Origin of the sequence: Pseudomonas sp. PDM04, from assembly GCF_014851765.1 — a bacterium.
In the GTDB taxonomy this organism is placed as follows: domain Bacteria; phylum Pseudomonadota; class Gammaproteobacteria; order Pseudomonadales; family Pseudomonadaceae; genus Aquipseudomonas.
In genome coordinates this window covers 619,462-633,967 of sequence record NZ_JACVAI010000004.1, presented here as the reverse complement: position 1 = coordinate 633,967, position 14,506 = coordinate 619,462, and the positions used below count along the sequence as shown (strand labels likewise).

The following is a 14,506-nucleotide window of genomic DNA, read 5'->3' as shown; positions in this document are numbered from 1 at the left end:
AACGTAACTGCGAGGTGTTGGCGTGAACATTAATGCGACCCTGATTGGCCAGTCCGTTGCGTTCCTGATTTTTGTACTGTTCTGCATGAAGTTCGTATGGCCTCCGGTCATCGCGGCACTGCACGAACGTCAAAAGAAGATCGCTGATGGTCTGGACGCTGCCAGCCGAGCAGCTCGCGACCTGGAGTTGGCCCAAGAGAAAGCGGGTCAGCAACTGCGCGAAGCGAAAGCTCAGGCAGCTGAAATCATCGAGCAAGCCAAGAAACGCGGTACCCAGATTGTCGACGAAGCCCGTGAACAGGCTCGCGTCGAAGCTGACCGTGTGAAGGCTCAGGCTCAGGCCGAGATCGAACAGGAACTGAACAGCGTCAAAGACGCGCTGCGCGCCCAAGTGGGTAGCCTGGCCGTTGGCGGTGCTTCGAAGATCCTGGGCAAGGCAATCGATCAAAACGCGCACGCAGAGCTGGTTAACCAACTGGCTGCTGAAATCTAAGCGAGGGCGATCATGGCAGAACTGACCACGTTGGCCCGACCTTACGCTAAGGCGGCCTTCGAGCACGCTCAGGCCCACCAGCAACTGGCCAATTGGTCAGCCATGCTCGGCCTGGCAGCAGCGGTGTCGAAAGACGACACCATGCTGCGCGTGCTCAAGGCCCCGCGACTGACGAGCGCAGAAAAGGCCGCCACGTTCATTGACGTGTGTGGCGACAAGTTCGATGTGAAGGCACAGAATTTCATTCACGTCGTTGCCGAAAACGATCGTCTCCCGCTTTTGCCGGAGATTTCTGCTCTGTTCGACCTGTACAAGGCCGAACAAGAGAAGTCGGTAGACGTTGAAGTGACCAGTGCTTTTGCATTGAACCAAGAACAGCAAGACAAACTCGCCAAGGTTCTCAGTGCACGACTCAACCGGGAAGTGCGCCTGCAAGTCGAGGAAGACAAGGCCCTTATTGGGGGTGTTGTCATCCGCGCCGGCGACCTGGTTATCGATGGCTCGATTCGCGGCAAAATCGCGAAACTTGCCGAAGCATTGAAATCTTGAGTTTGAAGGGGCAGCAGAGCAATGCAGCAACTCAATCCTTCCGAAATAAGTGAAATTATCAAGGGCCGCATCGACAAGCTCGATGTGACCTCCCAAGCCCGTAACGAAGGCACTGTCGTCAGCGTATCTGACGGTATCGTGCGGATTCACGGTCTGGCCGACGTCATGTACGGCGAGATGATCGAGTTTCCGGGCGGCGTCTACGGTATGGCCCTCAACCTGGAGCAAGACTCCGTAGGTGCCGTTGTACTGGGCGCTTACACCAGTCTGGCCGAAGGCATGAGCGCCAAGTGCACTGGCCGCATCCTGGAAGTTCCGGTGGGTAAGGAACTGCTGGGTCGCGTAGTCGACGCACTGGGTAACCCTGTTGACGGCAAAGGTCCCCTGAACAACACCGAGACCGACGCGGTCGAGAAAGTTGCTCCAGGCGTGATCTGGCGTAAGTCGGTAGACCAGCCTGTACAGACTGGCTACAAGGCTGTCGATGCCATGATTCCGGTCGGCCGTGGCCAGCGTGAGCTGATCATCGGTGACCGTCAGATCGGTAAAACCGCTCTGGCGATCGACGCGATCATCAACCAGAAAGACAGCGGCATTTTCTGCGTCTACGTAGCCATCGGTCAGAAACAATCGACCATCGCCAACGTGGTTCGCAAGCTGGAAGAAAACGGCGCCCTGGCCAACACGATCATCGTGGCTGCCAGTGCTTCGGAATCTCCTGCGCTGCAATTCCTGGCACCGTACTCCGGTTGCACCATGGGTGAATTCTTCCGCGACCGCGGTGAAGACGCGCTGATCGTTTATGACGATCTGTCCAAGCAAGCAGTGGCTTACCGCCAGATTTCCCTGCTGCTGCGCCGTCCACCAGGCCGTGAAGCCTACCCAGGCGACGTGTTCTATCTCCACTCCCGTCTGCTGGAGCGCGCTTCCCGCGTTTCGGAAGAGTACGTAGAGAAGTTCACCAAAGGCGCAGTGACCGGCAAAACCGGTTCCCTGACCGCACTGCCGATCATCGAAACCCAGGCTGGCGACGTTTCCGCGTTCGTTCCGACCAACGTGATTTCCATCACCGACGGTCAGATCTTCCTGGAATCGGCCATGTTCAACTCGGGCATCCGCCCTGCAGTGAACGCCGGTGTTTCGGTATCCCGTGTGGGTGGTGCCGCTCAGACCAAGATCATCAAGAAGCTGTCCGGTGGTATCCGTACCGCTCTGGCTCAGTACCGTGAACTGGCGGCATTCGCCCAGTTCGCTTCTGACCTGGACGAAGCGACCCGTAAGCAACTTGAGCATGGTCAGCGCGTTACCGAGCTGATGAAGCAGAAGCAATACGCGCCAATGTCGATCGCCGACATGTCGCTGTCGCTGTATGCCGCTGAGCGCGGGTACCTGACTGACGTCGAAATCACCAAGGTCGGCAGCTTTGAACAAGCGCTGATTGCTTTCTTCAACCGCGATCACGCCGACTTGATGGCGAAGATCAACGTGAAGGGTGACTTCAATGACGAAATCGATAGCGGCCTGAAAGCCGGTATCGAGAAGTTCAAGGCCACCCAAACCTGGTAAGCCGCAGCGGGAGCCGCAAGGCTCCCGCTTGCTAACCTGATAGGTGTTACATGGCAGGCGCAAAAGAGATTCGCAGTAAGATTGCGAGCATCAAAAGCACGCAAAAAATTACCAGCGCCATGGAAAAAGTGGCGGTCAGCAAAATGCGCAAGGCACAAATGCGCATGGCTGCTAGCCGTCCTTATGCGGAGCGTATCCGCCAGGTTATTGGTCATCTGGCCAACGCTAACCCGGAATATCGCCACCCGTTCATGATCGACCGTGAAGTCAAGCGCGTGGGTTATGTCGTGGTGAGCAGTGACCGTGGTCTGTGTGGTGGCTTGAACACCAACCTGTTCAAGGCTCTGGTCAAGGACATGGCGGTAAACCGCGAAAACGGCGTCGAGATCGACCTGTGTGTCGTTGGTAGCAAGGGTGCGGCTTTCTTCCGCAACTTCGGCGGTAACGTCGTTGCAGCTATCAGCCACCTGGGTGAAGAGCCGTCGATCAATGACCTGATCGGCAGCGTCAAGGTGATGCTGGATGCTTATCTGGACGGCCGTATCGATCGCCTGTCCGTGGTGTCCAACAAGTTCGTCAACACCATGACGCAACTGCCTACCGTGGAGCAATTGATTCCACTGGTGGCAACCCCGGATCAGGAACTCAAGCACCACTGGGATTATCTGTACGAACCGGACGCCAAAGAGCTGCTTGACGGCTTGATGGTCCGCTACGTGGAGTCGCAGGTCTACCAGGCGGTGGTCGAGAACAACGCGGCTGAACAGGCTGCGCGGATGATCGCGATGAAGAACGCTACCGACAACGCCGGTGATTTGATCAGCGATTTGCAGCTGATCTACAACAAGGCGCGTCAGGCTGCGATCACCCAAGAGATCTCGGAAATCGTCGGCGGCGCTGCCGCGGTTTAACGGTTCAAATATTCAGAGGATCCAGCTATGAGTAGCGGACGTATCGTTCAAATCATCGGCGCCGTTATCGACGTGGAATTCCCACGCGACAGCGTACCGAGCATCTACGACGCCTTGAAGGTTCAAGGCGCCGAAACCACTCTGGAAGTTCAGCAGCAGCTGGGCGACGGCGTGGTTCGTACCATTGCGATGGGCTCCACCGAAGGCCTCAAGCGCGGTCTGGACGTCAGCAACACCGGCGCCGCCATCTCCGTACCGGTCGGTAAAGCGACCCTGGGCCGGATCATGGACGTACTGGGCAACCCGATCGACGAAGCTGGTCCGATCGACACCGAAGAGCGTTGGGGTATCCACCGCGCTGCGCCGTCGTTCGCAGAGCAGGCAGGCGGCAACGACCTGCTGGAAACCGGCATCAAGGTTATCGACCTGGTTTGCCCGTTCGCCAAGGGCGGTAAAGTCGGTCTGTTCGGTGGTGCCGGTGTAGGCAAAACCGTAAACATGATGGAACTGATCCGTAACATCGCCATCGAGCACAGCGGTTATTCCGTGTTCGCCGGTGTGGGTGAGCGTACTCGTGAGGGTAACGACTTCTACCACGAGATGAAGGACTCCAACGTTCTGGACAAAGTGGCACTGGTTTACGGTCAGATGAACGAGCCGCCGGGAAACCGTCTGCGCGTAGCCCTGACCGGCCTGACCATGGCCGAGAAGTTCCGTGACGAAGGTAACGACGTTCTGCTGTTCGTCGACAACATCTATCGTTACACCCTGGCCGGTACCGAAGTATCCGCACTGCTGGGCCGTATGCCTTCGGCAGTAGGCTACCAGCCGACCCTGGCTGAAGAGATGGGCGTGCTGCAAGAGCGCATCACTTCGACCAAGCAAGGTTCGATTACGTCGATCCAGGCCGTATACGTACCTGCGGACGACTTGACTGACCCGTCGCCAGCGACCACCTTCGCCCACTTGGACGCCACCGTCGTTCTGTCCCGTGACATCGCTTCCCTGGGTATCTACCCGGCGGTAGACCCACTGGACTCGACTTCGCGTCAGCTGGACCCGAACGTGATCGGCAACGAGCACTACGAAACCGCTCGCGGCGTTCAGTACGTGCTGCAGCGCTACAAGGAACTGAAGGACATCATCGCGATCCTGGGTATGGACGAGCTGTCGGAAGCCGACAAGCAGTTGGTATCCCGCGCTCGTAAGATCCAGCGTTTCTTGTCGCAGCCGTTCTTCGTGGCTGAAGTCTTCACCGGTGCCTCGGGTAAATACGTTTCCCTGAAAGACACCATTGCTGGCTTCAAAGGCATCCTCAACGGTGACTACGACCACCTGCCAGAACAAGCGTTCTACATGGTTGGCGGCATCGAAGAAGCGATCGAGAAAGCCAAGAAACTGTAATCCCGGCGCCCGGCAACGGGCGCTAATTTAGGTTGAGGCAATCAGATGGCTATGACAGTCCATTGCGATATCGTCAGCGCGGAAGGAGAAATCTTTTCCGGTCTGGTCGAGATGGTGATTGCGCACGGTGCACTGGGTGATCTTGGTATCGCCCTGGGTCACGCGCCGCTGATCACCAATCTCAAGCCAGGTCCGATCCGCCTGGTCAAGCAGGGCGGGGAAGAGGAGGTGTATTACATCTCCGGTGGTTTCCTCGAGGTTCAGCCGAACATGGTCAAGGTTCTTGCCGACACCGTGCAACGTGCTGGCGACCTGGACGAAGCCTCCGCTCAGGAAGCCGTCAAGGCTGCCGAGAGAGCCCTGCATGAGCGGGGCGCGGAATTCGATTACGGTTCTGCTTCCGCACGTCTGGCCGAGGCCGCAGCCCAGCTGCGCACCGTCCAGCAGATCCGCAAGAAGTTCGGCCACTAACAGGCTGTCACTTGTTGCGCGATTGATTAAAAAGGGTAGCCTCGGCTACCCTTTTTTCTTTTCCGATTTTCATCACGTTGGTCGCAGCCGCTGACCACCCAGGATTGGTAGCCAGTCATGTCTCTTGAAATCGTTATCCTCGCCGCTGGCCAGGGCACTCGTATGCGCTCGGCGCTGCCAAAGGTCCTGCACCCGATTGCCGGCAATTCGATGCTTGGCCATGTTATCCACAGCGCGCGGCAACTTGATCCACAGCGCATCCATGTGGTCATCGGCCATGGTGCCGATGCCGTGCGTGAGCGCCTGGCGGCGGATGACCTGAATTTCGTTCTGCAGGACAAACAACTCGGTACGGGTCACGCGGTTGCTCAAGCGGTGCCGTACATCGAAGCCGACACCGTGCTGATTCTCTATGGCGATGTACCGTTGATCGAAGTCGAGACCCTTCAACGCCTGCTGGAGAAAGTCGCGCCGCAACAGCTGGGTTTGTTGACCGTGGAACTGGACGACCCGACCGGTTACGGCCGCATCGTTCGCGATGCGGCGGGCAAGGTCACGGCCATCGTCGAGCAGAAAGACGCCAACGAAGCCGAACGTGCGATCACCGAAGGCAATACCGGCATTCTGGCGCTGCCTTTCGCGCAGATGAGCGGCTGGATGAGCCGTCTTTCCAATAACAATGCCCAGGGCGAGTACTACCTGACCGACGTGATTGCCATGGCGGTCAACGATGGGCTGGTGGTGGCTACCGAGCAACCCCACGATGCCATGGAAGTGCAGGGCGCCAACGATCGCAAGCAGCTGGCCGAGCTCGAGCGTCATTATCAGCTGCGTGCCGCACGCCGCCTGATGGCGCAAGGGGTGACCCTGCGTGATCCGGCACGCTTCGATGTGCGCGGTGAAGTCAGCGTCGGCCGCGATGTGCTGATCGACATCAACGTGATCCTCGAAGGCAAGGTGGTCATTGAAGACGATGTGGTGATCGGCCCGAATTGCGTGATCAAGGACAGTACCCTGCGCAAGGGTGTGGTGATCAAGGCCAACAGCCACCTCGATGGCGCGGTGCTCGGTGAAAGCAGCGATGCCGGGCCGTTCGCCCGCCTGCGTCCGGGTACCGTGCTGGAAGCGCGCGCGCATGTGGGTAACTTTGTCGAACTGAAAAACGCGCATCTGGGAGAAGGGGCCAAGGCTGGGCACCTGAGTTACCTGGGGGATGCCGAGATCGGTGCGCGGACCAACATCGGTGCGGGTACCATCACCTGCAACTATGACGGTGTGAACAAGTGGAAAACCGTGATGGGTGAAGACGTGTTCATCGGTTCCAACAACTCGCTCGTGGCGCCTGTGGATATCTCCAGCGGCGCGACTACCGCAGCCGGATCGACCATCACGCAGAATGTGGATAAAGCCCAGTTGGCGGTAGGTCGTGCTCGCCAGAAGAACATCGACGGCTGGAAACGGCCGGAGAAGGTCAAGAAGAGCTAAGTTATCCACAACGCCGGATACGTCCCTCGCGGGGTTGACCCTGCTGCAGATCGGTTGAATCAACATTCCTGTGGGAGTCACTCCACTCCCACAGGTGAGGGACTGCTCATACCTCCGTAGCGGTGGGGCCGGCGGCGAAAATTATCCACAACCCTTTTTATCACCGCCCGCTTGACGAAGTTTCGCCAATAGGTTTTGATTGCTTCCGTTATCTTTCGAATCGAAACTTACCAAGTCATGTCGAAGCGCAATACGCCCCAACGCCGCCACAATATTCTTGCCCTGCTCAACGAACAGGGTGAAGTGAGTGTGGATGCGCTGGCCAAACGTTTCGAAACCTCGGAAGTTACGATTCGCAAGGATCTGGCCGCCCTCGAAAGCAATGGTCTGTTATTGCGCCGTTACGGCGGGGCAATCACCATGCCCCAGGAATTGGTAGCCGACATTGGCCAGCCAGTCTCCACTTATAAACAGGCCATCGCCCGCGCGGCGGTCACGCGGATTCGCGAGCATGCGCGGATCATCATCGACAGCGGCAGCACCACCGCCGCGATGATCCCCGAACTCGGCCAGCAACCGGGCCTGGTGGTGATGACCAATTCCCTGCACGTTGCCAATGCGCTCAGCGAACTCGAGCACGAACCGGTGCTGTTGATGACCGGCGGCACCTGGGATCCCCATTCCGAATCCTTTCAGGGCCAGGTCGCCGAGCAGGTACTACGCTCCTACGATTTCGACCAGTTGTTCATCGGTGCCGACGGCATCGACCTGGTGCGTGGCACCACCACCTTCAATGAACTGTTGGGGCTGAGCCGCGTCATGGCCGATGTCGCCCGCGAAGTCATTGTGATGGTCGAGGCCGACAAGATCGGCCGCAAGATTCCCAACCTGGAGCTGCCCTGGAGCAGCGTCCATACCCTTATTACGGATGATCGCCTGCCGCTCGAGGCACGGGATCAGATTCAGGCCCGCGGCATCAATTTGATTTGCGCGGCTGTCAGTCAGGAGAAATAGCATGTGTGGAATTGTCGGCGCAGTTGCAGAACGTAATATCACCGCCATCCTGCTCGAAGGCCTCAAGCGCCTGGAATACCGTGGCTACGACAGCGCCGGTGTGGCGGTACTGACCAACGACGCCAGGCTCGAACGCATGCGTCGCCCGGGCAAGGTCAGCGAGCTGGAAGCTGCGCTCGACGCCGAGCCGCTGGTAGGGCGCCTGGGCATTGCCCATACACGTTGGGCCACCCACGGTGCGCCGTGCGAGCGTAATGCTCACCCGCATTTTTCCGGCGACCTGGCGGTGGTGCACAACGGCATCATCGAAAACCACGAAGCCCTGCGCGAACAACTCAAAGCCCTGGGCTACGTGTTCACTTCGGACACCGACACCGAAGTGATCGCCCACCTGCTGAACCACAAACTCAAGGACCTGGGCGACCTGACCGTGGCCCTCAAGGCCACCGTCAAAGAGCTGCACGGTGCTTACGGCCTGGCGGTGATCAGCGCTGCTCAACCGGATCGCCTGGTCGCCGCCCGTAGCGGCAGCCCGTTGGTGATCGGTCTGGGTCTGGGGGAAAACTTCCTGGCGTCCGACCAATTGGCCCTGCGCCAGGTCACCGACCGCTTCATGTACCTGGAAGAAGGCGATATCGCCGACATCCGCCGTGACAGCGTGCAGATCTGGGACATTACCGGCCAGGCCGTCGAGCGCGAAACCGTGCAGTACCGCGACGGTGCCGAAGCGGCCGACAAGGGCGAGTTCCGCCATTTCATGCTCAAGGAAATCCACGAGCAACCGGCCGTGGTGCAGCGCACCCTCGAGGGCCGCTTGAGCCCGAATGGCGTGCTGGTCCAGGCGTTTGGTCCACAGGCTGCCGAGCTGTTCGCCAAAGTGCGCAACGTGCAGATCGTCGCGTGCGGCACCAGCTACCACGCCGGCATGGTTGCCCGTTACTGGCTTGAAGAGCTGGCCGGGATCCCGTGCCAGGTCGAAGTCGCCAGCGAATTCCGCTACCGCAAGGTGGTGGTGCAACCGGACACGCTGTTCGTGACCATCTCCCAGTCCGGCGAAACCGCCGACACCCTGGCCGCGCTGCGTAACGCCAAGGAACTGGGCTTCCTCGCCAGCCTGGCCATCTGCAACGTCGGTATCAGCTCGCTGGTGCGCGAATCCGACCTGACGCTGCTGACCCAGGCCGGACGCGAAATCGGCGTCGCCTCGACCAAGGCGTTCACCACCCAGCTGGTTGGCCTGCTGTTGCTCACCCTGTCCTTGGGCCAGGTTCGTGGCACGCTTGCCAAAGGTGTCGAGGCCACACTGGTCGAAGAGCTGCGTCGCCTGCCAACCCGCCTGGGTGAAGCCTTGGCCATGGACAGCACCGTCGAGAAAATCGCCGAACTGTTCGCCGAAAAGAACCACACGCTGTTCCTCGGCCGTGGCGCGCAATTCCCGGTGGCCATGGAAGGGGCGCTCAAGCTCAAGGAAATCTCTTACATCCACGCCGAAGCCTACCCGGCCGGCGAACTGAAACACGGCCCGCTCGCGCTTGTGGATAACGACATGCCGGTGGTCACCGTCGCGCCGAACAACGAGCTGCTGGAAAAGCTGAAATCCAACCTGCAGGAAGTCCGCGCCCGTGGCGGCCAACTGATCGTGTTCGCCGACGAGAAGGCCGGCATGACCAACGGCGAAGGCACCCACGTCGTGCACATGCCGCATATCCACGACATCCTGTCGCCGATCCTCTACACCATCCCGCTGCAGTTGCTGTCGTACTACGTCGCCGTGCTCAAGGGCACGGACGTCGACCAGCCGCGCAACCTGGCGAAGTCGGTGACGGTGGAATAAGTTATCCACAGGTCGGTGGTTGATGTTTTTGATTAATAAAGGTTGTCACAAAACAATAAAGGTTGTCACAACGTAATAAAGGTTGTCACAAGGCTGGCCCCGACCGCACATCAGGCCGGAGCCAGGCCTTGGAGATTTGGGTGACAATCCTCTACGCACCGCTGTGACTGTTGTCCTGGCTGAGCCCGCTCGCTGGCATGTCCTCTTTACACGACACACCAGCCTCGTTCCGTTCGAGTGGGTCGCCCAATCATGAGCGACTTGAACATGGCATCTGCGCCCGTAGCTCCGGTCAAGGCTGCCCACCGCCAGCTGATGACCCAATCAAAAATAGATAAAAAAATTAAATCAGGCCGTGGAAGTGGAGTGAGAGATTCCTATAAACCATGGATCAAGGTGTGGGAAATCAAATCAAAGGGTGTCTCCCATATGATTGCGGGAGTTAAGATTTTCCGCACTCATCACCTGCTGTCCAATGCGGAGCGAGATTACCTCACTGTACTTGAGCACGACGCCTCGATCATTGATATCCGAGAGCAGTACCCCCTGCTTACACAGGCTGAGACTCAAGCAATTGCCTCAAGCATAAATTGTCGTCACCCTGTATATCCTGGGACGCAGATACCTGTCGTTATGACGACGGACTTTCTCATCACCTTCTTGGATCCCTCTGGTGAAACGAGGTTAGCTGCTCGCTCAGTAAAATATAGAAAGGAATTTGAGCAGGCTGATCTTCATGTGCGGAATCGAATAGCTGAAAAGCTCGCTATTGAGGAAAAATACTGGTCAATGAGGGGCGTGGACTGGAAGCTGGTCCTGCACGAAAACCTCTCGAAGATTAGATTAGCGAACCTCAGAGTTCTCAGGACTTATGCCAATATCCATCCCTCGTTGCCGACTGAGAAAAATATAGGGAACTTACTTGAATACATCGCGGGGTCAAAGACGGATCAAATACCCTTAAAAGCTCTTTTGGAAAAGGCGTCACGTGATATCTATATTGACTATATGAGCGTGAAGCGGCTCTTCCATCACCTGCTATGGATCGGCCGTTTAGAGTCTGATATTACCTCGAAAATAATAAGCTTGTCGCAGCCGTTGCACGTATGGCCGAGCCATCGGTCAGCGGCTTTGTCTCCGCCAACCGAGGTTTCTCATCATGCTTGATTTTCAAATTAACAGCATTGTTTCTCCCGGCGAAGAACCGAGCTTACTAAAAAAGGCAGTTAGGGTCTTAGGCATAAATAATGATACTGTTATCGTGATTGAGCTGAATATGAATCCAGGCAAGCCGTGGCAGATTGATAAGTCAGTTTTAATTGACGAAATTGATTCAGGGCGCGCGGTCTTAAGTCCAGAAATGGTTCCTTTACATCTGCTCAGAAGCGACGATGAAATTAGTGAAAATGAAAAGGCGAGCCGAAATCGAAATTGGAGTCTTATAAGAAGTTTAGTAGAAGATCGCTCTGCCTTGGATATTCTTGGTCCTGGTTTTGGGAAGCTTGTTGCGACGCATGCCATAGAGACAGGGGTAGAGCGTAAGCAGATATACCGGCTTCTATACCGCTATTGGAGTATGGGTCAGACACCTAACGCGTTTCTTTGGAACACAAGCGCTTGCGGCGGACGTGGGAAGAAAAAGGATCGGTCCTCAGGTATTATCCCCGGTCGGCCGCGTAAGTATCTTGGTGTCGTTGTCAATGATGGTGGTGCCATCCCGCTCGAACAGCGCCATCTCTCTCATATCCGTTTGGCTTACGGGCGAGTCGCTAGCGGCAAGTGTGGCACCCTGAAAGATGCACATAAGTGGATGTTAAACAAATTTTATAGAGCGACTCTCCCTGACGGATCGAAAGGAAATATTGTACGCGGCAGTTACCCGACTACTGCACAGCTTAGATATCACGGTAAATTATTTTTCGATGACCTGTATAAGCTCAAGGTGCGTGGCGGTTCTATCAGGTACAACAAAGACCATCGGGCTATCGTTGGCTCAGCATCCCAAGGCCTGATAGGCGCGACGCAGCGATATGAGATAGATTCCACCATCGCTGATGTCTATTTAGTGCATCGCGTTAATAGGCTGTGGCTCATTGGGCGTCCGATACTTTATGTAGTCGTCGATACCTACACCAGAATGATTGTAGGAATTCACGTGGGCCTTGAGGGGCCCAGCTGGAATGGGGCTAGACACGCGATATACAACGCTTGCACCTCAAAGGTTGAGTTTTGCAAACGATACAACGTAGACATTGAGGAAGCTGACTGGCCATGCTCGCATTTGCCAGTCGAAATTGTGGCTGACCGGGCTGAACTTCTAAGCGAGGCGGGGGCAACGCTCTCCCAAAGCTTGGGGCTTGGGGTGCAAATTTTGCCTCCTTTCAGGCCTGATTGGAAAGGGATCATCGAAAGCCGTTTCCGTCTGATCAATGAACACCTCGACTTGAAGTTCGTTCCAGGCGGAGTGGATGCTCGTAAAATGGAGCGCGGCGATAGGGACTACCAACTCGATGCCATTTTGGATATCGACGAGTTCACCGAAATGGTTATTGTAGGAGTCTTGGCTCACAATAAGAGCCTGCGGATACCACACCTTTTAAATCGCGAGATGATTGCCGGCGGAGTGGAAGCAACGCCTATAGCGATTTGGAATTGGTCGAAGGATAATAGCCCTATAAATTCAAAAGTAGTATCGCCGGCTGAGTTGAAAATCGCTCTATTGCCCTCTCAGCAGTGTCGTATAAGTCGAGGCGGTATTGTTTTCCAAGGCGTACAGTATACATGTCAAACAGCGTTACGCGAGGAGTGGTTGGAGCGCTCGCACAACCTGCGGACGAAATATGTTCGAGTATTCTATGATCCTAACTCTATTGAAAATTGTTGGATCAAGTCAGAAGCAGGTTTTGAGGCTTTAACTATTGTACCGCAGCAACGGCAGAAATATGGTGGACTCCGTATGGAGGAGGTTCTTGATATGATCCATGTCCTGAACCAAGTTTCGCCGGATGCCCGTTATGACAGTGATAATACTGCGGCGCTGGTAAGGGGGCGGCAAGAGGAAATCTTTGACCGGGCCAAATCCAAACGTGTCGCTCAGGGTGACCCGAAATCGAATGCAGATTTCAAGCGGGACAAACGTGCCAAGCGTGCTACCGAAGCTCAGACCGAGCGCGATTCCCATACCGCTGATCTGAATCAGCTACGCGTTGTGGATAACATACCTCCTGTGGCAGAAAATTCTAAGCTAGTCACCGGCAGGCCCAGTTCCGCGAGAAGCGCGGCGTTTCTGAAACTAGTCGTCAGCGAGGGAAGCGAGGCTGAGACATGAACGATTTGACGTTCTCCCCCGCAGAATACATTCCTACAGGCATGCCTCAGTACGATGGCAACCCGCTGATCGAATGCTTGCCTAGAATTCTGTCGGATGTAGATGTGGTCAGGCGCGTTGGGAACCTTCCGCCGAAGCCCGACGAGGCCGAACGAGCGTTGCCACCGAAGCTTCGCGGTCATGGGATCAACCGGCTGAAAGATGTTGTTGTTCCATTCGAAATTCACCTGCGCCTTGAAGACCTTTTCAGCCAGCTGATTCGCTACGGATATATGGGACGCAATCCGCTGTTGGCCTCATCTGTTAGGCATCGGCTGCCTTCCTCAGCGGAGGCCAAGGGCCACGGATTCATGTCCACCGCTGAGACGATGACGCTCATCGGCTTGAGTGGTATGGGTAAGACCACAGCGCTCAATTCCATCGCAAGGCTTTATCCGCAGGTGATCAGCCACAGCAGATATAAAGACGCCATTCTCATCGAAACCCAGGTCGTGTGGCTAAAGATTGAGTGCCCTCATGACGGCTCGTTGCGCGGTTTCTGTGCAGCATTCTTCTCAGCGTTGGATGCTGCGTTAGGAGTCGACAAATACTCGCGCAGGGGCGGTTCTGGCAACAGCATCAGCGTAATGCTCCAGCACATCAGTCAGCTGTGCAAAACCTTTTTCATTGGTGCTTTGATCATTGATGAAATGCAGCATCTTTGCTCCTCGCGGGGGGGACAGGATCGGGAAAAGTTGCTGAATTTCTTCGTAACTTTATCCAACGATGCAGGCGTTCCGCTGGTGTATGTAGGGACCAACGCAATGCTCCCGCTGTTTTCTGGTGTGCTGCGCAACGCCCGAAGAGCGGCGGGGATGGGACCCATCGCTTTTGACCGATTCAGCGAAGACGATCCGTTTTGGGAGCACTTGGTGTCCCAACTCTGGGCCTATGACTGGACGGCATCATGCGCCCCCCTGACGAAGGAGCTCTTGTCCAAGATCTATGATCTCGCCCAAGGCAATACTGATTTCCTAGCGAAACTGCTTATGCTTGCGCAGCGTCATGTAATTTGGGAGGGCCTCGACGCTATTACGCCAGCGGTGCTTCAGCAGGTGTATGACAATCAAATGAGGCTTCTACACAAGCCCATCGAGGCTCTACGAAGCGGTGATCCTCTTCAGATTGCTGACTTCGAGGACATGATGCCTACAAAAGACCAGATCGCCCAGATGATGAACTACGACTTGGCTCGCCGGGCCGACAGAGCTCATCTTTCGCTACTTACCCAGGCCGCGATCACTCCTCCACCTCAAGCCAAGGATAAATCGGCATCGAAGGCTACGGGTCGTACCGTGGTCCCGGTTGCTGACGGAGCATTAGCTAACGTGCATTTTTCGAAGGACGAAGACCTTCAGGCTCAGCTCGAACAGCGCGGCTGGGTGGATAGGGATTCCTCCTGGTGACATGAG

The 14,506-nt window shown here is 56.3% G+C and carries 12 protein-coding genes; all 12 read left to right on the top strand.

What is annotated here, in order from left to right:
* The first annotated feature begins 22 nt into the window (after window positions 1–22).
* The 12 genes from IB249_RS18970 (at window position 23) to IB249_RS18915 (ending at window position 14,500) form a co-directional block, all read left to right on the top strand.
* Window positions 23–493, top strand: a complete 471-nt coding sequence (locus tag IB249_RS18970) for a F0F1 ATP synthase subunit B (RefSeq protein WP_192307235.1) — start codon at window positions 23–25, stop codon at window positions 491–493.
* Between the two features lie 12 nt (window positions 494–505).
* The gene (locus IB249_RS18965; RefSeq protein ID WP_192307234.1) at window positions 506–1,042 is read left to right on the top strand and encodes a F0F1 ATP synthase subunit delta; all 537 of its coding nucleotides are present in this window, start codon (window positions 506–508) and stop codon (window positions 1,040–1,042) included.
* A gap of 21 nt (window positions 1,043–1,063) precedes the next feature.
* Window positions 1,064–2,608: a F0F1 ATP synthase subunit alpha gene (gene atpA / locus IB249_RS18960; protein ID WP_192307233.1), complete on the top strand. Its 1,545-nt coding sequence runs from the start codon at window positions 1,064–1,066 to the stop codon at window positions 2,606–2,608.
* A gap of 50 nt (window positions 2,609–2,658) precedes the next feature.
* Entirely contained in the window at window positions 2,659–3,519 is an 861-nt protein-coding gene (gene atpG / locus IB249_RS18955; protein ID WP_192307232.1) for a F0F1 ATP synthase subunit gamma, read from the top strand.
* A 27-nt stretch (window positions 3,520–3,546) separates the two neighbouring features.
* The gene (gene atpD / locus IB249_RS18950) at window positions 3,547–4,923 is read left to right on the top strand and encodes a F0F1 ATP synthase subunit beta (RefSeq protein ID WP_192307231.1); all 1,377 of its coding nucleotides are present in this window, start codon (window positions 3,547–3,549) and stop codon (window positions 4,921–4,923) included.
* A gap of 45 nt (window positions 4,924–4,968) precedes the next feature.
* Window positions 4,969–5,394 (top strand): F0F1 ATP synthase subunit epsilon, encoded by a 426-nt coding sequence (locus IB249_RS18945; protein ID WP_192307230.1) that lies wholly within the window; start codon window positions 4,969–4,971, stop codon window positions 5,392–5,394.
* Between the two features lie 117 nt (window positions 5,395–5,511).
* Window positions 5,512–6,879: a bifunctional UDP-N-acetylglucosamine diphosphorylase/glucosamine-1-phosphate N-acetyltransferase GlmU gene (gene glmU, locus IB249_RS18940; RefSeq protein ID WP_192307229.1), complete on the top strand. Its 1,368-nt coding sequence runs from the start codon at window positions 5,512–5,514 to the stop codon at window positions 6,877–6,879.
* A gap of 237 nt (window positions 6,880–7,116) precedes the next feature.
* Window positions 7,117–7,893 carry a DeoR/GlpR family DNA-binding transcription regulator gene (locus IB249_RS18935; protein WP_192307228.1) on the top strand — a complete coding sequence of 259 codons (777 nt, stop codon included), beginning with the start codon at window positions 7,117–7,119 and terminating at the stop codon, window positions 7,891–7,893.
* A gap of 1 nt (window position 7,894) precedes the next feature.
* The gene (gene glmS, locus IB249_RS18930; RefSeq protein ID WP_192307227.1) at window positions 7,895–9,727 is read left to right on the top strand and encodes a glutamine--fructose-6-phosphate transaminase (isomerizing); all 1,833 of its coding nucleotides are present in this window, start codon (window positions 7,895–7,897) and stop codon (window positions 9,725–9,727) included.
* A gap of 267 nt (window positions 9,728–9,994) precedes the next feature.
* Window positions 9,995–10,894 carry a TnsA endonuclease N-terminal domain-containing protein gene (locus IB249_RS18925; protein ID WP_049695266.1) on the top strand — a complete coding sequence of 300 codons (900 nt, stop codon included), beginning with the start codon at window positions 9,995–9,997 and terminating at the stop codon, window positions 10,892–10,894.
* A complete protein-coding gene (locus tag IB249_RS18920) occupies window positions 10,887–13,055 on the top strand; it encodes a Mu transposase C-terminal domain-containing protein (protein WP_031312167.1) in 2,169 nt (722 codons plus the stop codon). The genes IB249_RS18925 and IB249_RS18920 overlap by 8 nt, the downstream gene beginning before the upstream one ends.
* Complete coding sequence (locus IB249_RS18915) at window positions 13,052–14,500, top strand: ATP-binding protein (RefSeq protein ID WP_023048574.1); 1,449 nt, start codon at window positions 13,052–13,054, stop codon at window positions 14,498–14,500. The genes IB249_RS18920 and IB249_RS18915 overlap by 4 nt, the downstream gene beginning before the upstream one ends.
* Window positions 14,501–14,506: the final 6 nt, after the last annotated feature.

What these genes read in the sequence shown, in the direction of transcription:
- IB249_RS18965 (WP_192307234.1), top strand. Translation starts at nt 506, where the DNA reads ATGGCAGAACTGACCACGTTGGCCCGACCTTACGCTAAGGCGGCCTTC.
- atpA (WP_192307233.1), top strand. Translation starts at nt 1,064, where the DNA reads ATGCAGCAACTCAATCCTTCCGAAATAAGTGAAATTATCAAGGGCCGC.
- atpG (WP_192307232.1), top strand. Translation starts at nt 2,659, where the DNA reads ATGGCAGGCGCAAAAGAGATTCGCAGTAAGATTGCGAGCATCAAAAGC.
- atpD (WP_192307231.1), top strand. Translation starts at nt 3,547, where the DNA reads ATGAGTAGCGGACGTATCGTTCAAATCATCGGCGCCGTTATCGACGTG.
- IB249_RS18945 (WP_192307230.1), top strand. Translation starts at nt 4,969, where the DNA reads ATGGCTATGACAGTCCATTGCGATATCGTCAGCGCGGAAGGAGAAATC.
- glmU (WP_192307229.1), top strand. Translation starts at nt 5,512, where the DNA reads ATGTCTCTTGAAATCGTTATCCTCGCCGCTGGCCAGGGCACTCGTATG.
- IB249_RS18935 (WP_192307228.1), top strand. Translation starts at nt 7,117, where the DNA reads ATGTCGAAGCGCAATACGCCCCAACGCCGCCACAATATTCTTGCCCTG.
- glmS (WP_192307227.1), top strand. Translation starts at nt 7,895, where the DNA reads ATGTGTGGAATTGTCGGCGCAGTTGCAGAACGTAATATCACCGCCATC.
- IB249_RS18925 (WP_049695266.1), top strand. Translation starts at nt 9,995, where the DNA reads ATGGCATCTGCGCCCGTAGCTCCGGTCAAGGCTGCCCACCGCCAGCTG.
- IB249_RS18920 (WP_031312167.1), top strand. Translation starts at nt 10,887, where the DNA reads ATGCTTGATTTTCAAATTAACAGCATTGTTTCTCCCGGCGAAGAACCG.
- IB249_RS18915 (WP_023048574.1), top strand. Translation starts at nt 13,052, where the DNA reads ATGAACGATTTGACGTTCTCCCCCGCAGAATACATTCCTACAGGCATG.